The following is a 17,059-nucleotide window of genomic DNA, read 5'->3' as shown; positions in this document are numbered from 1 at the left end:
GCATGAAAGAATGATCCCGTGAGCACAAGATTTTTGGTAAGCAACGAGCAAGAACACGCTGACGGCATCGCAGCAGCTAAAGCTGCCCTGGCCGATAAACGATGCATCGTTTTGCCTACGGACACCGTTTACGGGATTGGCGCTGACGCCTTCAGCGCTCAGGGAGTAGCCATGTTGTTGGCGGCCAAGGGCCGGAACCGCACCATGCCACCTCCAGTACTGATCGCGCAAAGCGCCACCATGGATGGGCTGGCTCGCGATATCCCAGATGCTGCCCGCAAACTTGCTGAGGCTTTTTGGCCTGGCGGACTGACCCTGATCCTCCAAGCGCAGCCCTCGCTGACCTGGGATCTGGGGAGACCCGCGGAACTGTTGGATTGCGTGTTCCCAACGATGACACCGCCCTAGAACTTTTGCGCGAAACCGGACCATTGGCCGTATCTTCGGCTAACCGCACCGGCAAACCAGCAGCCTTGGATATTGAGTCCGCGATGGATCAGCTTGGTGAATCGGTAGACGTCTACCTCGATGGTGGTCCGCGCGGCGAAACCGGCGAAGACGTAGCAGCGTCAACAATTATCGATTGCACCGGTGAACAGCTCAAGGTTGTCCGTGCTGGAACGATTTCCATCGAGGAGTTGCGCGTTGTAGTTCCTGAAGTGCTCGACTTGGGACAGGATGCCCCGGGCCAGGACGCATGAGAATATACCTACTGCTTATCGCCTTTAGCTTCACCGCTTCCTACCTGCTGACTCCGATTGTTCGGTCAGTGGGACACAGGTTTACGAACAACCAGATGTTGCGTGACCGCGATCAGCATCAGGTACCCATCGTGAAGTTTGGCGGCGTGGCAATTATTGCCGCTTTTGCCATGGGGTTATGGCTGGCCAGTAATTTCCACTTCTTCAGGGGAGTCTTCAGCGGCTACGTACCTCAAGGTCTGAGTTACGCCTTAATTGTCATCCTGATTCTTGGACTGGCAGATGACATGTTTGATCTGCGCTGGTGGATCAAACTCTTAGGCCAGATCTTCGTCGGATTCATCATGGCCACTCACGGTGTGCTGATTCAGTCTCTGCCTGTGGGGTCGTGGCATATCAACGCACAATGGCTACAGATTGTACTGACAGTATTTTTGATTGTACTGACCATGAATGCCATCAACTTCTCCGATGGGCTTGACGGTCTAGCTGCCGGCCTCGCAGCCATTGGCGCTGCCACCTTCTTCGTCTATTCCTATGTACTGGCCACACATGTCAGCGCGGATGATTACGCGAACGTTGGCGCCTTGTTGTGTGCACTGCTCCTGGGTGCTTGCCTCGGATTCTTGCCACATAATTTCAACCCCGCGAATATCTTCATGGGGGAGAGTGGCGTACTAGCCATCGGGTTGATCCTCTCGGTATCAGCAATTGCGGTCACCGGTGACGTGCGTGGGCTGGAAGCTCAACGGTTCAGAAACATCCCGGCGTACATGCCAGTGGTCTTGCCCATGGTTATTGTGTTCCTACCAGTACTAGACCTTGTACTCTCAGTACTGCGCCGGTTGGCTAACAAACGCTCACCCTTTTCTCCGGACTCCAAACACATCCATCACCGCATGTTGGCTCAGGGGCACTCAGTGCGCAGGGCAGTGATCTTGCTCTATATTTGGGCCGCCGTGATTGCTGTGTCCGTGGTCGCAATTGCCTTCATCCCAGTGGCCCTGGTGGTCCCTGTGGCCTTGGTACTCTTCCTTGCTGCGGCTATTGGTACATGGTGGCCATTGGTGTTGCGCAGAATCAATGCATTACTCAAACGATTGCGCAAGGCCTAACCCGGCCAATTGGCCAAGCAATTCGCGAGCAATGTCTTTCTATCTCGTGTAGAATTCAGTATGGATCTTCTTCCGGACGCTCTTTTGGGTGAGCGGAAGTTTCAAGTTTCATCAGCATCGTGGGTGCTTGATGGTTCCTCGGATTTGACGAAGAAAGGTTGCGGTCGTGGCTTCTAGTTCTGCCCGCATCAGTACTTCGTCAGCTCCGAAATCCATCTGGTTGCCGATTCTGGCTTTGTCACTGATGTATTCGTTGATCGCAACAGCCGCATTTTTCCTGATTTCGTGGTTGGCCGCCGATCTTCGTTACGCACAGTCGGGCGCATTGGCGGCAGTGATTGTCATTAGCTTTTTTGCTATTGGCATCCTGATCGCCGAAGTAGCGGGACGAATTCGCCGCACGTGGGCTATGCCCGCGTTTTTGGGCGCATATGTCATCAAGGTTTTTGGTATCGCCTTCGTGTTGTTGAACCTGGGTTTGCCCGAGTGGGTAAACCGACAGGGATTCGTTCTTGCAGCAGCAATCTCACTCGTTGCCTGGCAGATTGGTGAAGTGCGAGCCTTCATGAAGGCTCGGCTAGCTATCTACAACGAGGACTAGAGAGTTCCCGAAGGCGATATGTCTCAGGGGATGCTGTGAGTTTGATAAGCTTACTACGGGTCATTTTTAGCTAAGCGCCCAAAAGCGTGAGGCTGAATAGTTAATGCTGTCGCAGGGAAACTTGCTGATGGCTCCTCATCAAGGTTGATGCCTCCGGCAACAGCTGCGATGAGATCCCGTTTGATCTTTTCTTCACACGGTGAGAGGCAGTTTCCGCCAGTCACCGCCTTTTGCCCGTGACCGTTACTGCAGAGAGGACAGCGCGTTGTTCGCGTTTGCGCTCCCAATGGCCTCCGAAGAAGGCGGCTTCATTCCGCCAACCGTGCACGATACCCACCTCCCGGAAATTTTCCCATGGGCGGCTGAGTACGGCACTGGTTTCGGCAAGCAGATGCTCATGATCGCTTTGTCGGTTGTGCTTATCTCTTGGTTCTTCACCATGGCCATCAAGAACCCGAAATTGGTTCCAGGCAAGATGCAGTACCTCGCTGAATCCGGCTACGCCTTTGTGCGTAACGGTATCGGCCGCGACATCATTGGCGAGAAAAACTTCCGCCCATGGATTCCGCTGCTGTTCGCGACTTTCTTCTTCGTACTGCTCAACAACCTCTTCGGTGCGATTCCGTTCCTGCAGCTTCCATCGTTCTCACACGCTGGTTCTGCATACGCAATGGCCATCATTATCTACGGCACCTGGATTGCTGTAGGTCTGAAGAACCACGGTATCCGTTACTTCAAGTTGGCAGTCACCCCACCAGGTGTCAGCCCAGTGATGCTGATCCTGCTGGTGCCTTTGGAAATCATTTCTAACTTCATTGTTCGCCCACTGACGCACTCGTTGCGTTTGATGGCGACGATGCTGGCAGGCCATATCATTGTGATGCTGGCAGCCTCAGGTGCTCGTTACTTGATTGTCGTCCAGGATCAGCTGGCACTGAATGGTGTTGGTGTTCTGGTAATCGTCGGTTACGTAGCAATGTACTTCCTTGAATTGTTGATCATGGTTCTGCAGGCGTTCGTCTTTACGCTGCTGACCGCGATCTACATCCAGGGTGCAATTGAAGCTGACGCCCACTAGGCCATTTCTTATTTACTAAATCCCAAAAGTTCTTCCTTGGATCCTTCAAGGAAAACCTCACAACCTACCGGCTAAGAAGCACGGTATCTTGAAAGGAAAAATCGCATGAGCGGCTCCCTGAACATGATCGGTTACGGTCTGGCAGCAATTGGTTCGGCTATCGGCGTGGGCTTGATCTTCGCTGCTTACATCAACGGCGTTGCACGTCAGCCTGAAGCACAGCGTATCCTGCAGCCAATCGCAATGCTTGGCTTCGCACTTGCCGAAGCACTGGCCATCCTTGGCCTGGTTTTCGCCTTCGTTATCAAGTAAGTCCTTCCCGGCTGTAGTGGCCTCGCCACTATCGCGAGGCATACACACAAGTGGAAACTATTAGATAAGGAATGGTGAGAATGAATAGCACTGACTTCATCCTCGCTGCGGAAGAATCGGTCAATCCGCTGCTGCCTAACCCGTGGGAAATTCTCGCCACAGGCGTTGGCTTCGCGGTGCTCCTGTTCATCGTCATCAAGGTGATTGCTCCGAAGTTCGAGCAGGCCTATGAAGATCGCGTTACCGCGATCGAAGGTGGTCTGGAGAAGGCCGAAGCAGCGCAGAAGGAAGCAGAGGAGACCTTGGCACAGTACAAGGCTCAGCTTCTGGAAGCACGCACTGAAGCGAACCGCATCCGCGAGGAAGCTCGCAGCGAAGGCGCTCAGATCCTTGAAGATCTGAAGACCAAAGCAACCGACGAGGCTACTCGCATCAGCGAGCAGGCTCAGCGTCAGATCCAGGCTGAGCGCGTTGCTGCTCAGTCGTCGCTTCGCAACGACGTGGGCACTTTGGCCACCGAGCTTGCAAGCAAGATTGTTGACGAAGCTCTGAAGGACGATGCCCGTGCACAGCACGTGGTTGATCAGTTCCTGAATGATCTGGAGACTCAGCAGAGCGCAGGTGCATCGAACTAATGGCAACTGTATCGAGCGAGTCATTGGCAAAGGCCTTGGAGTTCTTAGAACCCAAGTTGGCACTGGCATCTATTGAGCTGCCAAAGGAACTGTTCGCGGTCCTGGAAGTACTGGATGCAAATGCCGGTCTTCGCCGAGCATTGACTGATCCAGCCCGTGAAGATGCCGAAAAGGCAGGCCTTTTGGCTCAGCTGTTGCGTGGAAAGGTCTCGGCTACTGCTGAGGAAACCCTCGCTCAGTTGGCTTCAACCCGCTGGAGCTCGGAACGCGGCATTAGCGATGCGCTTGAAACGCTGGCAGTTACCGCGGTTACCGCAGTAGCTGAACAGCAGAACGGCGCTTCAGGGCTGAACAAGCTGGAGCAGGATCTGTTCTCCTTCATCGAGGTAGTGCGTGGTAATCACGAACTACAGCGTGCGTTGGATGATGCACAGGCCCCAGTTGAAGCTAAGCGCGCTCTTGCGCTGAAGCTTGTGCCTACCGCGTCGCAGACCTCGCAGGTTTTGATCGCTCAGGCTGTTTCAAACCCACGTGGTTTGAAGCCTGCAACGTTGGCAGAACGTTTTGTTGAGCTTGTGGCCAAGCGCCAGCAGCGTTGGATCGCTTCGGTGACCAGCTCTGTAGAGCTTTCGGAACTTCAGCGTTCACGTCTGCAGACCAGCCTGAACAAGCTATATGGTCGTCAGCTAAAGCTCAACTCCACTATTGATCCATCGTTGATCGGTGGAGTAGTAGTAAAGGTTGGCGACGAAGTAGTCGACGCTTCCGTGGCATCACGTGTGGCCCATTTGCGCCGCACACTGGTTGGCTAGAACTTTTGCCAGGTGGCTTACTCCTGGCAGAGGTTCCGGCTTTCCGGGACCAACACAGACTTCATTCACATCGATCCACCGCTTTTGAGGGTGGATCACAATTTAGGAGAGCAGGGACTGCAGATGGCCGATTTGACCATCAATGCCAACGACGTCCGCAATGCCCTAAACGAGTTCGCATCTTCCTACGAACCGGGTAAGGCAGAGCGCACCGAGGTGGGACGCGTCGTCGCCGCGAGCGACGGCATCGCCAAGGTGGAAGGTCTTCCTTCCGTCATGGCCAACGAGTTGCTGAAGTTCGAAGATGGCACCCTGGGCTTGGCCCAGAACCTCGATACCCGTGAAATCGGTGTCGTTGTGCTTGGTGACTTCACCGGCATCGAAGACGGCCAGAAGGTCGAGCGCACCGGCGAGATCCTTTCGGTTCCAGTCGGCGACGGTTTCCTGGGTCGCGTTGTTGACCCACTGGGCGAGCCAATGGATAACCTTGGCCCAATCGAGGCTGAAAGCCGCCGTGCACTGGAACTCCAGGCACCTGGCGTAACTCAGCGCAAGAGCGTTCACGAACCAATGCAGACCGGTCTGAAGGCTATCGACGCCATGATCCCGATCGGCCGTGGCCAGCGTCAGCTGATCATTGGTGACCGCCAGACAGGTAAGACCGCCATTGCGGTTGACACCATCTTGAACCAGCGTGATAACTGGGCAACCGGTGACGAGACCAAGCAGGTTCGTTGCATCTACGTGGCAATCGGCCAGAAGGCATCGACCATCGCTGCCGTACGCCAGACCCTCGAAGAGCAGGGTGCACTGGAATACACCACCATCGTGGCTTCCCCAGCATCTGACCCAGCAGGCTTCAAGTACCTCGCACCATACGCAGGCTCGGCCATTGGCCAGCACTGGATGTACGGTGGCAAGCACGTACTGATCGTCTTTGATGATCTGTCCAAGCAGGCTGAAGCTTACCGCGCCGTGTCGCTGTTGCTACGCCGTCCACCAGGACGCGAAGCATACCCAGGCGACGTCTTCTACCTACACTCCCGTCTGCTTGAGCGTTGTGCCAAGCTTTCTGACGAGCTCGGTGCAGGTTCGATGACTGGTCTTCCAATCATCGAAACCAAGGCAAACGACGTGGGCGCGTTCATCCCGACCAACGTTATCTCGATCACCGACGGTCAGATCTTCTTGCAGTCGGACCTGTTCAACGCCAACCAGCGTCCAGCTGTCGACGTGGGTATCTCGGTATCCCGCGTTGGTGGTTCGGCACAGGTCAAGGCCATGAAGAAGGTCTCCGGTACTTTGAAGCTTGAATTGGCTCAGTACCGCGACATGCAGGCATTCGCTATGTTCGCTTCGGATCTGGATGCCGCTTCCAAGCAGCAGCTGACCCGTGGTGCACGTCTGATGGAACTGCTCAAGCAGGGTCAGTACACCCCTTACGCTGTTGAGGATCAGGTCGTTTCGATCTGGGCCGGCACCAACGGCTACCTGGACGATGTTCCAGTTGAGGACGTACGCCGCTTCGAAGCTGAATTCATCGACTACCTGCGTCACCGCACTGACGTTCTGACCGTTATCGGCCAGACCGGCAAGCTGGAGAACGAGACCCTGGAAGCTATGAAGGCCGGCGTCGCCGACTTCAAGGCTGGCTTCTTCGGTGCAGGCAGCGACCAGCTGGTTGCCGCCGGCCACGAAGAGCATGACGCTCTGAACGCCGAGTCCGTTGACCAGGAAAAGATCGTCAAGCAGAAGCGCTGACAATCTTCTTGTGTTGAAGTTGCGGCGCCGGTAACGGCGCCGTAACAACAGCACAGGGGATAAGGAAAGGACACACATGGGAGCCCAGATTCGGGTCTACCGCCAGAAGATCGGATCGACCAAGTCGATGCGCAAGATCTTCAAGGCGATGGAACTGATCGCTGCATCCCGCATTGGTAAGGCACGTACGCGTGTCGCGGCTTCACTGCCATACGCCAATGCGATTACCCGTGCAGTAACCGCCGTCTCGTCCCAGGCCGATGTCGAGCATCCACTGACCACCGAGCCGGCGCAGGTACGCCGCGCCGCGGTCTTGGTATTGACCTCGGATCGAGGACTTGCCGGGTCCTACTCCGCCAGCGTTCTGAAGCAGGCAGAGCACCTTGTCGAACTTCTTCGTGAAGAAGGCAAAGAAGTCAAGACCTACTTGGTCGGCCGTAAGGCTCAGGCTTACTTTGATTTCCGTTCACGTGAGTACGCACGAGTGTGGACCGGAGAAACTGATTCTCCGCGTTTCGAAACCGCACGCGAGCTGCGCGACGTTCTCCTAGAGGACTTCGACACCGATTATGAAGCGGGTGGCGTAGAAGAAATTCACGTCGTCTACACCCAGTTCAAGTCGATGGTCACGCAGGAACCGACGGTCATCCGTCTGTTGCCGTTGGAGGTTGTCGAGGATGAATCCGAGACCGCAACCGACGAGCTTTTGCCACTGTACGAGTTTGAGCCATCGGCGGAAGAAGTGCTTGACGCACTGCTTCCACGCTACATCGAATCTCGATTGTTCAATGCCCAGCTGCAGTCCGCAGCCTCCGAGCTTGCTGCACGTCAGCGCGCTATGAAGGCCGCAGGCGACAACGCAGGCGAACTAATCAAGAAGTACACACGATTGCTCAACAATGCCCGTCAGGCTGAAATCACCCAGGAGCTATCGGAAATTATCGCCGGCGCAGACGCGCTGAACGGCTAATTCCCCTAGTTCCGACCAGACAAGAAGTGAGAAAGATGACTGCCCAACTCAACGAGCAGGTTACCGCAGGGGCCATCGGTCGCATCGCGCGTGTGACTGGCCCGGTCGTGGACGTCGAGTTCCCAGCCGACGCACTGCCTGCTATCTACAACGCACTGACCGCTGAGCTGACCCTCAACGGCGAAACCAAGAAGATCACCTTCGAAACCAGCCAGCACCTCGGTGAAGGTCTGATTCGTGCGGTATCGCTTCAGGCCACTGACGGCCTGGTACGCGGCACCTCCGTGACCGACACCGGCGCTGCTATCTCCGTCCCAGTAGGCGACGGCGTCAAGGGCCACATCTTCAACGTATTGGGCGAGGCCCTGGACGTTGATAACTCGGAGATTCAGGTCACCGAGCGTTGGCCAATCCACCGCCAGCCACCTAAGTTCCATGAACTTGAGGGCTCGACCGAAATGCTGGAAACCGGCATCAAGTCGATCGACCTTCTTACCCCATACATCAAGGGTGGAAAGATCGGCCTGTTCGGCGGCGCTGGCGTTGGCAAGACCGTTCTGATCCAGGAAATGATCACCCGTGTTGCACGTAACTTCGGTGGTACTTCGGTATTCGCCGGTGTTGGCGAGCGCACCCGTGAAGGTAACGACCTCTGGGTCGAAATGGATGAGGCTAACGTTCTGAAGGACACCGCCTTGGTGTTCGGTCAGATGGATGAGCCACCTGGAACTCGTTTGCGCGTGGCACTGTCGGCACTGACCATGGCGGAATACTTCCGCGATGTTCAGAACCAGGACGTGCTGCTGTTCATCGACAACATCTTCCGCTTCACCCAGGCCGGTTCCGAGGTGTCGACCCTGTTGGGCCGTATGCCTTCCGCCGTGGGTTACCAGCCGAACTTGGCCGATGAAATGGGTCTGCTTCAGGAACGCATCACCTCGACTAAGGGCCGCTCGATCACCTCGATGCAGGCTGTTTACGTCCCGGCCGATGACTACACTGACCCGGCTCCAGCAGCGACCTTCGCTCACTTGGATGCAACCACCGAGCTTTCGCGTGAAATCGCGTCGCGTGGTCTGTACCCAGCGATCGATCCGCTGACCTCGACCTCGCGAATCCTTGATCCTCAGTACATTGGCCAGGCTCACTACGATGTTGCCATCCGCGTGAAGGCTATTTTGCAGAAGAACAAGGAACTCCAGGACATCATCGCGATTCTTGGTATCGACGAACTGGGCGAAGAAGACAAGATTGTCGTTGCTCGCGCACGTCGTATCCAGCAGTTCCTCTCGCAGAACACCTACACCGCAAAGCAGTTCACCGGTGTTGAGGGTTCGACCGTGGCCATCAAGGACACCATCGAAGGCTTCAAGGCTATTTGCGATGGCGACTTGGATCACATTGCTGAGCAGGCGTTCTTCAACATTGGCGGACTTGACGACGTCGAGCGCCAGTGGGCCGAAATCCAGAAGGCTAGCTAATTATGGCTGAGCTTCAGGTCGAAATCGTCGCGGCTGACCACTTTGTGTGGTCAGGCGCTGCGAAGCTGGTCAAGGCTCGCTCGGTTGACGGCGAGATCGGCGTTCTGCCCGGTCACGTTCCGATGCTGTCGGTGCTTGCCGCTGGGGATCTGGAAATCGATCCAGTTTCCGAGTCACGCTTCTCGGTTCAGGTTGATGGGGGATTCTTCTCCGTTGAATCGGACCGTGTAGTGATCGTTGCTGACAACGCTGTGCTTGGTACCGCAGCGTAGGCGATGAATTGTTTGAGATAACCGCACCAGTTCTGGTCGCTTTGCTGATCTTGATCGGCATCGCCATGTTCTTTGGAGCCATGGCTGTGCGCCGCATTCAATTGCGACGCACGCTGGGCACCTTTGATGCCTCCATCTGTACGCCTCAGGGCAAATGGATGATGGTCATTGCCCGCTATGGCGGGGGACATGTAGATCTGTTGCGGTTTTTCTCTGTTTCGCCGGTACCGCGGTTCCAGCTGAACCGTCGAGGTTTAGACATTACCGGGACCCGTAAGGCCACCGATGATGAATCTTCGCGTATTCCGCCAGGATTTATCATCGTGATGCTCACCCGAAACGGAGAAGAACTGCTGCTAGCCATGGATTACCGTGACTACACCGGTTTCTCGGCCTGGCTTGAAGCCGGGCCGATTGCCGGAAGCTGGCAGATCTAGATCTTCATAAACCAAAAGCCGTCGTTACCCAGTGGGTAACGACGGCTTTTGCGTATTTTAGACCAGGCTGGATTGTTCGTATGAGCAGGGTCTGACGCAAGTATTTAGGAGGGATGCCGCATCCTTGGGATTCTGCGGATCATCCGGGCCATTAAGTAGATCGCACAAGAAGGCTGACCGTAACGGCCTGCATCAACTGTGCCCTGTGCGAAAAGGCTAGGCGTGAAGCGCACGCGGTAGTTGACTGTAGCTATGAAACGAACCTTGATACTGGGAGGCACTGCCTGGCTTGGACGTGAGCTCGCCGGCCAGTTGGTGCAACGTGGTCATGAAGTGACCTGTTTGAGCCGGGGTAGGTCAGGTGAGGTGGTCGACTCCGCGCGATTTGTGCGTTCTGATCGAAGTCAACCCGGTGCTTATGACGCGGTGCGCAGTGAACACTTTGATGAAGTTATTGAGCTCTCCTTTGACCAGCGCTTTGTGCAGGAGGCGTTGGCAGCACTTTCGCAGAACGCTGGACACTGGACCCTAGTCTCCTCGATTTCTGTCTATGCCAATGAACAGCAGCCCGGGGCGGATGAAGAAGCAGAAGTGCATGATCCCGTAGATCTGAGCGATTACGCTCACGCCAAAGTTGCTGCAGAACGTGTCAGCACGGCCATAGTAGGGGAGCGACTGCTCATTGCTCGTCCGGGATTGATCGCTGGACCTGCAGATCCCAGTGATCGTTTTTCTTATTGGATCTCTCGCTTGGCTTTGGCAGGCGACGGGCAAGTTTTAGTTCCGCGAACCAAGAACCGCTATGTGCAGGTGATTGACGTGAGAGATCTCGCCTCATGGATCATCGATGGCGCAGAGCGCTCATTGACCGGTACCTTCAACATCGTCGGGAGCTCGTATAGCTTTGATGAATTCTTGCATCTGTCCTCAACGATTGCAGGCTTCAGCGGTGAACTGGTCACCGCCGACGATGCATGGCTACGAGAACGCGAAGTCAATTACTGGGCTGGGCCTCGTTCGTTGCCCCTATGGATACCGACAGAGGATCTTGGCTTCGCCCAGCGCAGCAATCAGCGGTATCTCGATGCCAATGGACTTGAGCGAGCACTTGAAGCTTTGCTCAGCGATGTCCTCGCCGATGAACGGGCTCGTGGCTTGAGAAGAACCAGACGTGCGGGGCTGAGCCGCAGCGAGGAAATGCAACTGCTCAGCGAACTTGTCACTGGCGCGTGAGTAGCACAAAAGCCATCTCATTTCGTTTTGAGATGGCTTTTGATAACAGCGGTTGTGTATGCGCTAGAGATACTCACCCTTGCGGATGGTCTGAGTCAGCTGCAAATGCGAGTCAAGGATCAACGCATCCGCTGCGAAGCCATAGTGTAGGGAACCGACCTCGTCGGCCAGACCGATCAGTGAGGCAGGAATGCTCGTAGCCGAGGTGACGGCCTGTACTAGTGGAACGCCTGCCTCAACGGTGCGCTGGACGATCTCAAGTAGGGTGCTGGTGCCACCTGCAAGTGAGTTATCACTGGCTAAGCGTGCTTCGCCACCACGAACGTTTACGTCCTGTGGGCCAAGGGTGTACGCACCATCTTCTAGGCCGGTGGCAGCCATGGAGTCGCTCACCAACAAGATATTGTTGGCACCAACCAGACGGTAGACCAAACGAACCGTATCGGGCGATAGGTGTACCCCATCGGCAATGAGTTCAACAAAGGCATTGTGGTTTGCAGCTTCTTCAAGGCATGCGGCTACCGGACCTGGCTCACGATGATGAAGCGAAGGCATTCCATTAAACAGGTGGGTGACTGTCGGTCGTTCGGTGAAACCGTCCACCCCGGCGCTACCAAGTTCCTCACTGGCGAAACGCAGTGAATCTGCAGCGACCTGCGCACTAGCGTCGGTGTGCCCAAGGGACGGAACAACACCGTGCGAAACGAGCTGCTCGATGAGCTCTTCGCTGCCTTCTAGCTCAGGAGCGTAGGTCATGGTGCGAAGCTGGCCACGGCTGGCGGCAACCAGTTGGGTGACAAACTCTGGGTCAGGATCCTGAAGGAAGTGCGGATCCTGGGCACCGCAACGTGCTTCAGAGAGGAACGGTCCTTCAGCGTGGATGCCCGCGATCTGTGCGTCTTCCGCAAATTCGGCCAAAACTTCGGCGGCCTCGATCATGGAATTTGGTTCTGCAGTGACGAGGGACGCCAGCAAGGTTGTGGTTCCTGCGCGGTGAAGGAATTGCACAGCCTGGGCGATATTCGAGTGATCTGGCGCTGAAAAATCTGTACCCAATGCGCCGTGACAATGTACATCAACAAGTCCTGGAATGATGATGGATCCAGCATCAAGCTCTCGGATCTCGTAGTCGGTTGAGTCAGAGAGGGCAGCGAAGTCATCTCTATTCCCAGCAAATCTGATGCGGTCACCATCAACGGCTAACACGCCGTCGGTCACCTCGAGCCCATCGGAAACTAAGGTGGCGAAAAGTGCATAGCGCGTCGAAGTCATGCTCTCAGCTTAGAAGACAGAACGCTCTGAGTCATCGACTGCGGGCAATTGATCTCAAAGAACGGTTAGAAAAGGCGCCCAGCGGAGTCATCGACACCGCGCATCGCGTCATAATCCAAAGTGAGGCAACGAATTCCACGATCCTCGGCCAGCGTGCGGGCCTGCGGTTTGATCTGCTGGGCAGCGAAGATTCCGGTGACGGGTCGCAGCAAGGGATCACGATTGAGCAACTCTAGGTAGCGGGTGAGCTGTTCAACGCCGTCGATATCTCCGCGACGCTTGAGCTCCACCGCAACGGTGGCGCCCTGGTGATCGCGCGCGAGGATGTCGACAGGACCAATAGGCGTCATGTATTCACGGCGGATGAGCTTATGACCGTCACCGAGCAAGTCAATCTGTTCGGCGAGCAGACGCTGCAGATCAGCTTCGACGCCATCTTTGATGAGCCCTGGGTCGGTGCCAAGAATGTGTGCCGAGTCGTGCTCAAAACTGTGGAAGTTGATGGTCAACTTGTCATCGGTCTTGGCGCTGGCCACGGTCCACGTGGCAATAGCGCCCATCGCGGCGGCATCTTCGTCCGGCTCAACCTCGTGAAGAGTCAACGGCGGGTTCATCCAGTTCAATGGCTTGTAACTACCGCCATCGGAGTGAATTAGTACCGAACCATCGGCTTTGACCATCACCAGACGAGTCGCCAATGGGAGGTGGGCACGAAGACGGCCCTCATAATCTACTGAACACTTTGCAACCACTAAACGCACTTCACACACTTTACTAGGTGGTTGCGTAATGCGCCGGGAGATACGGCATGATTAATGACATGCCTCGTTCAAATCGTCCACGCCGTCCCAAGAGTTCACGTCCGGGTAATGCGCGGAATCATGATGAAGAATCAGACTACGAAGCGGGCTCCGATGACTGGTTACAAAAAGCACGCTTTGGCGTGGTGCGACTGCAAGACGCCCCCGATGGTCAGTGGCACGTACGCAAAATCTCACCAATGAACGCGAGTAAGACTTATACCTGCCCTGGTTGCAATCGACAGATTGGCGTTGGAGTAGGGCATCTGGTGGCGTGGCGAGCGGACCACTGGTCCGGCGAGGACGCTGCAGCTACCGCGAGGCGACATTGGCATTCGCACTGCTGGGATACCCGTTCCTACCGTTACTAAGCTTGGCTGAAGTATCAGCAGACAAGTAACTAGCGGCGGTCCTGCCGTGCGATGAACACTTCACGCAAAAGAATCATGGCGCTGGCTGCAACCGGGATAGCCATCAACGCACCGGTGACTCCGGCCAAGGCGCCTCCGGCAATCACCGAGATCACCGCAACTGCACCTGGAACGGCAACGGCTCGACGCATGATGCGTGGGGAGACGAAGTAGGCTTCAACCTGCAGGTAGCCGAAGTAGCAAACCGCGTAAATTACCGCAGTCTGCCAACCCAGCGAGAGCGTCACCAAGGTGACTAAAATTCCGGCGATGACACCGCCCACTAGCGGTATAAAAGCGAGCACTGCGACAAGCAGGGTAAGCAAAGCAGTAAACGGAACGCCAAGTATGGTCATCAACAGCAGGGCAACCAATGCGTTCAGAACCGCCACAGTGGCCTGGCCCATGACGTAGTTACCTACCGAGCGGGTAATCCTTTCAGCTAACCCAGCGACCCGTTCTCGTTTTGAACGAGGGGCTAAGCGAAGCGAGAAGCCCATCATGCCTGGCAGTGAAGCTAAGAAGTAGATGGCCAAGACCAGAACAATCAGCACGCCAAACATCGACTGTGCAACGGTTTGTGACACGCCGAGAACGCCACCAAAGACGTTGGTTACGGCACCTGAATCACCAAAGAACCGGTCAACCTCTTCCGTCACTCGTTCAGTGAGCGCGTACTGCGTATCAATGTCTTGAACCCATTGCGTGTTCAAGAAATCGGCCACGATCTCAGGCGCGCGAGCAATGAACGTGGAGATCTGATTAACCAGTGTTGGAATGATCAGCGCCATGAAGCCACCAAAAATGATCAGCATCCCCACCATGGTTGCCACCACTGCTAGCGGTCGAGAAAGTCCCTTGCGCATCAGGAAGCGAACCACCGGGTCCAGACCCAACGCAATAAACAGCGCAATGGCGATCCAAGTTAGTAGGGAACCAACGTTGGTTAGCAGGTAAAAACCGCCCAGCGCCAAACCCACACCGATCGTGGCCAAGAAGCCCATGGAGATCGGGTGCAACGAGGGGAACGGTTCAAATGTTTCTCCCGAATGGTGCTCGGGCTCTTCGCCCAGTGCCGCGGCGCGCTGAGGCACGTTAAGTAATTTGTTCAGGGTGGTGATCAGCCGGGGGACCAAACCGTCTTGCGCCGAAACAGTGTGCGGGGCCGTCGGCATAGGCCCAGTTGCCGAAGACGCGTCAGGAGCAGACGATCCAGTTGATGGTGATTCTGAACCGGATTGTGGCGTACTAACAACTTCGTCGGTCTCGTTGGGATCGCGGTGCTCACGCGGCTGATCTTGCTCCATGGCACTGAGCATATCGCGGTAATAAGATGATTTTGTGTTTCAAGACACCGAACGCAATAGCTAATGAGTCACTTCACAAGCGAAGAACGGAACCATGAATGCGCTGGACTCGTTAGACTTGGGACAGAACTGCTGTGAGACGTAGGCGAATAGGTGAACTCGTGCGAAAAGTAATCTCCGTGATCGCGATGCTGCTAGGGGCTGCGGCCCTTGTAGTTGGCATCGGACAGAAGACCTTTTGGGCCCCGCCCGAAACGGTCACCGCTTCCATGCCGCAACTGGACGGTGAGGCGCCGCTGACATTGATCGAGCCATCGATCGATGATTCCAAACTGGACCCCATAGATCTGGTCATTAAGGGCAAGGGTGATTTCACCGCGTCTCTGGGCCGTAGCTATGACGTTGACGCTTGGGTTGACAAGGCAGCGCACGTTTCGCTGACCGGTATCGATACCGAGAACCATAAGATGATTGCCGAGTATGTCAAGGGTGATGCGCAAGTACCTAACCCTGCTGGTGATGACATCTTCTTCGATTCCCAGAGTGCCGATGGCACCATGACCTACCGCTGGACTGCTCCAGACTCCGGTGATTGGTCACTGCTGTTGGCTGCTGACGGAAAGGACGCCGCTCCAGTGGATATTTCCGTAACTTACGCCAATGACGATGCAATGCCATTCGCATTGCCACTGATCATTGCTGGCGCACTGCTGTTGGTCTTCGGACTGGCACTGCTGGTTATGCGTCCAGGTAAGCCAAAGACCAAGGGTACAAACACCCAGCACTCGGTGGCTGCTGCTGCCGTCGTTGCTTTGGCAATTTCTGGCGTGACCCTGCCAATGCAGCCTTCGGATGATGCAAGCGCAAAGCCTTCGGAGTCTGCAGATGCTAGCTCTAGCCCAGCCTCCTCGGCTCCTGCCGATGAGTCCGCTTCGGCATCTAGCAGCAAGAAGGAAACTACCGAGTTCCCTGTGCTGACCGAAGAACAGCTGAAGAATGTTTTGGCTGATGTGCAGAAGCAGGTCGCTGCTGCTGACGAGAAGAACGACTCCAAGGCATTGGAAGCTCGTACTGCCGGAGCCTTCAAGTACCTGCGTGGCAAGCGCTACGACATGCTGAAGGAGAAGTTCCAGGTTGATAAGCCAGAGGCCCTGAATACTCAGGTTTTGCGTTCGGCCGCTGTACCAAACGCTAGTGGTGCCAAGTTCCCTCGCGTAATCTCCGTGGTTACCGCAAAGGACAACGACGCCAACACCTTGCCACAGGCTTTGACCTTGGTACAGAAGAGTGCTCGTGAAAACTACCAGGTAGTCTTTGCCGGCCAAATGCTGCCAAACTCTTCCTTCCCAGGTATTGCTGTGGGAGATCCTGCTACCAAGCAGTTGACCGCTGACGCCAAGAACTTGCAGATGACCCCTGAAAAGGCACTGGACGCACTGGGCGATGTTTTGACCAACGAGAAGTCGAAGCAGGCGGACAAATTCGCTGATTCTGATTTCATCAAGGCAATCCATGCCGCTCAGAAGTCTGAGTCAAAGGATGCTGACCAGGCAAAGGTGAGCTACAAGCGCAGTGTCAACAAGGGTGATACCTACGTAGTATCTACCCCAGACGGCGGCGCCATTGTTGCTGGCAAGCTGGAGAACAAGGCAAAGTTCGAACGAACTGAAGATGCTGATCCGCTCAAGAGCACGGACAAGCTCACCCAGCAGTTGTTGGGTAAGAATCAGTCCAACGGTAGCGTAGAAAGCACTTACGCTGAACCAGTAATGTTCTACATTCCTGCTGATGGCTCTGACGATAAGATCCAGCTGATCTCAGCTGATCAGGTCCTACTCGGTGTAAAGGAAGTTGACTAGTAC

At 55.5% G+C, this 17,059-nt stretch carries 19 protein-coding genes; 16 read left to right on the top strand and 3 right to left on the bottom strand.

Going from position 1 to position 17,059, the window contains the following annotated elements; all coding sequences use genetic code 11:
• Positions 1-18 precede the first annotated feature (18 nt).
• The 14 genes from N6V40_RS17410 (at position 19) to N6V40_RS13715 (ending at position 11,408) form a co-directional block, all read left to right on the top strand.
• Entirely contained in the window at positions 19-408 is a 390-nt protein-coding gene (locus N6V40_RS17410; RefSeq protein ID WP_315973694.1) for an L-threonylcarbamoyladenylate synthase, read from the top strand.
• A complete protein-coding gene (locus N6V40_RS17405; RefSeq protein ID WP_315973693.1) occupies positions 378-701 on the top strand; it encodes an L-threonylcarbamoyladenylate synthase in 324 nt (107 codons plus the stop codon). The genes N6V40_RS17410 and N6V40_RS17405 overlap by 31 nt, the downstream gene beginning before the upstream one ends.
• Positions 698-1,816 carry an MraY family glycosyltransferase gene (locus tag N6V40_RS13770; RefSeq protein WP_131087863.1) on the top strand — a complete coding sequence of 373 codons (1,119 nt, stop codon included), beginning with the start codon at positions 698-700 and terminating at the stop codon, positions 1,814-1,816. The genes N6V40_RS17405 and N6V40_RS13770 overlap by 4 nt, the downstream gene beginning before the upstream one ends.
• A 166-nt stretch (positions 1,817-1,982) precedes the next feature.
• Positions 1,983-2,417: a hypothetical protein gene (locus N6V40_RS13765; RefSeq protein WP_131087864.1), complete on the top strand. Its 435-nt coding sequence runs from the start codon at positions 1,983-1,985 to the stop codon at positions 2,415-2,417.
• Between the two features lie 286 nt (positions 2,418-2,703).
• The gene (atpB, locus tag N6V40_RS13760; protein WP_131087865.1) at positions 2,704-3,495 is read left to right on the top strand and encodes a F0F1 ATP synthase subunit A; all 792 of its coding nucleotides are present in this window, start codon (positions 2,704-2,706) and stop codon (positions 3,493-3,495) included.
• Positions 3,496-3,600: 105 nt separating this feature from the next.
• Positions 3,601-3,807: an ATP synthase subunit C-like protein gene (locus tag N6V40_RS13755; protein WP_022876338.1), complete on the top strand. Its 207-nt coding sequence runs from the start codon at positions 3,601-3,603 to the stop codon at positions 3,805-3,807.
• 80 nt (positions 3,808-3,887) lie between these two features.
• Entirely contained in the window at positions 3,888-4,442 is a 555-nt protein-coding gene (locus N6V40_RS13750) for a F0F1 ATP synthase subunit B (RefSeq protein WP_131087866.1), read from the top strand.
• On the top strand, positions 4,442-5,254 hold the full coding sequence (locus N6V40_RS13745) for a F0F1 ATP synthase subunit delta (RefSeq protein WP_131087867.1): 813 nt from the start codon (positions 4,442-4,444) through the stop codon (positions 5,252-5,254). Before N6V40_RS13750 ends, N6V40_RS13745 begins: the two co-directional genes overlap by 1 nt.
• 123 nt (positions 5,255-5,377) lie before the next feature.
• Positions 5,378-7,015 (top strand): F0F1 ATP synthase subunit alpha, encoded by a 1,638-nt coding sequence (gene atpA, locus N6V40_RS13740; protein WP_131087868.1) that lies wholly within the window; start codon positions 5,378-5,380, stop codon positions 7,013-7,015.
• Between the two features lie 76 nt (positions 7,016-7,091).
• Complete coding sequence (locus tag N6V40_RS13735; protein ID WP_262198012.1) at positions 7,092-7,985, top strand: F0F1 ATP synthase subunit gamma; 894 nt, start codon at positions 7,092-7,094, stop codon at positions 7,983-7,985.
• 35 nt (positions 7,986-8,020) lie between these two features.
• Positions 8,021-9,466: a F0F1 ATP synthase subunit beta gene (gene atpD / locus N6V40_RS13730; RefSeq protein WP_131087870.1), complete on the top strand. Its 1,446-nt coding sequence runs from the start codon at positions 8,021-8,023 to the stop codon at positions 9,464-9,466.
• A 2-nt stretch (positions 9,467-9,468) separates the two neighbouring features.
• The gene (locus tag N6V40_RS13725) at positions 9,469-9,738 is read left to right on the top strand and encodes a F0F1 ATP synthase subunit epsilon (protein ID WP_131087871.1); all 270 of its coding nucleotides are present in this window, start codon (positions 9,469-9,471) and stop codon (positions 9,736-9,738) included.
• Positions 9,739-9,746: 8 nt separating this feature from the next.
• On the top strand, positions 9,747-10,175 hold the full coding sequence (locus tag N6V40_RS13720; protein ID WP_262198011.1) for a DUF2550 domain-containing protein: 429 nt from the start codon (positions 9,747-9,749) through the stop codon (positions 10,173-10,175).
• 252 nt (positions 10,176-10,427) lie between these two features.
• A complete protein-coding gene (locus N6V40_RS13715) occupies positions 10,428-11,408 on the top strand; it encodes an NAD-dependent epimerase/dehydratase family protein (protein ID WP_396267898.1) in 981 nt (326 codons plus the stop codon).
• Between the two features lie 63 nt (positions 11,409-11,471).
• Here the strand turns inward: N6V40_RS13715 and nagA are convergent, their stop codons facing one another.
• The gene (nagA, locus tag N6V40_RS13710) at positions 11,472-12,680 is read right to left on the bottom strand and encodes an N-acetylglucosamine-6-phosphate deacetylase (RefSeq protein WP_262198009.1); all 1,209 of its coding nucleotides are present in this window, start codon (positions 12,678-12,680) and stop codon (positions 11,472-11,474) included.
• Between the two features lie 65 nt (positions 12,681-12,745).
• Entirely contained in the window at positions 12,746-13,441 is a 696-nt protein-coding gene (gene nucS, locus N6V40_RS13705) for an endonuclease NucS (RefSeq protein ID WP_131087875.1), read from the bottom strand.
• A 59-nt stretch (positions 13,442-13,500) separates the two neighbouring features.
• On the opposite strand from nucS, the gene N6V40_RS13700 reads away from it, so the two are divergent.
• Positions 13,501-13,851, top strand: coding sequence for an Rv1322 family protein (locus tag N6V40_RS13700; RefSeq protein WP_131087876.1), 351 nt, complete (start codon positions 13,501-13,503; stop codon positions 13,849-13,851).
• Positions 13,852-13,880: 29 nt separating this feature from the next.
• On the opposite strand, the gene N6V40_RS13695 is transcribed toward N6V40_RS13700, so the two are convergent.
• Positions 13,881-15,197 (bottom strand): AI-2E family transporter, encoded by a 1,317-nt coding sequence (locus tag N6V40_RS13695; protein ID WP_262198008.1) that lies wholly within the window; start codon positions 15,195-15,197, stop codon positions 13,881-13,883.
• Between the two features lie 161 nt (positions 15,198-15,358).
• Here N6V40_RS13695 and N6V40_RS13690 point away from each other — a divergent pair, with 161 nt between their 5' ends.
• The gene (locus tag N6V40_RS13690; protein WP_262198007.1) at positions 15,359-17,056 is read left to right on the top strand and encodes a hypothetical protein; all 1,698 of its coding nucleotides are present in this window, start codon (positions 15,359-15,361) and stop codon (positions 17,054-17,056) included.
• The last annotated feature ends 3 nt before the right edge of the window (positions 17,057-17,059 follow it).

The sequence above is a fragment of the Glutamicibacter sp. M10 genome (genome assembly GCF_025452055.1).
GTDB lineage: Bacteria > Actinomycetota > Actinomycetes > Actinomycetales > Micrococcaceae > Glutamicibacter.
The sequence above is the reverse complement of the archived record's forward strand: the minus strand, read 5'-3'. Positions and strand labels throughout refer to the sequence as shown.

What these genes read in the sequence shown, in the direction of transcription:
- atpB (WP_131087865.1), top strand. Translation starts at nt 2,704, where the DNA reads ATGGCCTCCGAAGAAGGCGGCTTCATTCCGCCAACCGTGCACGATACC.
- N6V40_RS13700 (WP_131087876.1), top strand. Translation starts at nt 13,501, where the DNA reads ATGCCTCGTTCAAATCGTCCACGCCGTCCCAAGAGTTCACGTCCGGGT.
- N6V40_RS13750 (WP_131087866.1), top strand. Translation starts at nt 3,888, where the DNA reads ATGAATAGCACTGACTTCATCCTCGCTGCGGAAGAATCGGTCAATCCG.
- nagA (WP_262198009.1), bottom strand. Translation starts at nt 12,680, where the DNA reads ATGACTTCGACGCGCTATGCACTTTTCGCCACCTTAGTTTCCGATGGG.
- atpD (WP_131087870.1), top strand. Translation starts at nt 8,021, where the DNA reads ATGACTGCCCAACTCAACGAGCAGGTTACCGCAGGGGCCATCGGTCGC.
- N6V40_RS13715 (WP_396267898.1), top strand. Translation starts at nt 10,428, where the DNA reads ATGAAACGAACCTTGATACTGGGAGGCACTGCCTGGCTTGGACGTGAG.
- N6V40_RS13725 (WP_131087871.1), top strand. Translation starts at nt 9,469, where the DNA reads ATGGCTGAGCTTCAGGTCGAAATCGTCGCGGCTGACCACTTTGTGTGG.
- N6V40_RS13755 (WP_022876338.1), top strand. Translation starts at nt 3,601, where the DNA reads ATGAGCGGCTCCCTGAACATGATCGGTTACGGTCTGGCAGCAATTGGT.
- atpA (WP_131087868.1), top strand. Translation starts at nt 5,378, where the DNA reads ATGGCCGATTTGACCATCAATGCCAACGACGTCCGCAATGCCCTAAAC.
- N6V40_RS13745 (WP_131087867.1), top strand. Translation starts at nt 4,442, where the DNA reads ATGGCAACTGTATCGAGCGAGTCATTGGCAAAGGCCTTGGAGTTCTTA.
- N6V40_RS13695 (WP_262198008.1), bottom strand. Translation starts at nt 15,197, where the DNA reads ATGGAGCAAGATCAGCCGCGTGAGCACCGCGATCCCAACGAGACCGAC.
- N6V40_RS13770 (WP_131087863.1), top strand. Translation starts at nt 698, where the DNA reads ATGAGAATATACCTACTGCTTATCGCCTTTAGCTTCACCGCTTCCTAC.
- N6V40_RS13735 (WP_262198012.1), top strand. Translation starts at nt 7,092, where the DNA reads ATGGGAGCCCAGATTCGGGTCTACCGCCAGAAGATCGGATCGACCAAG.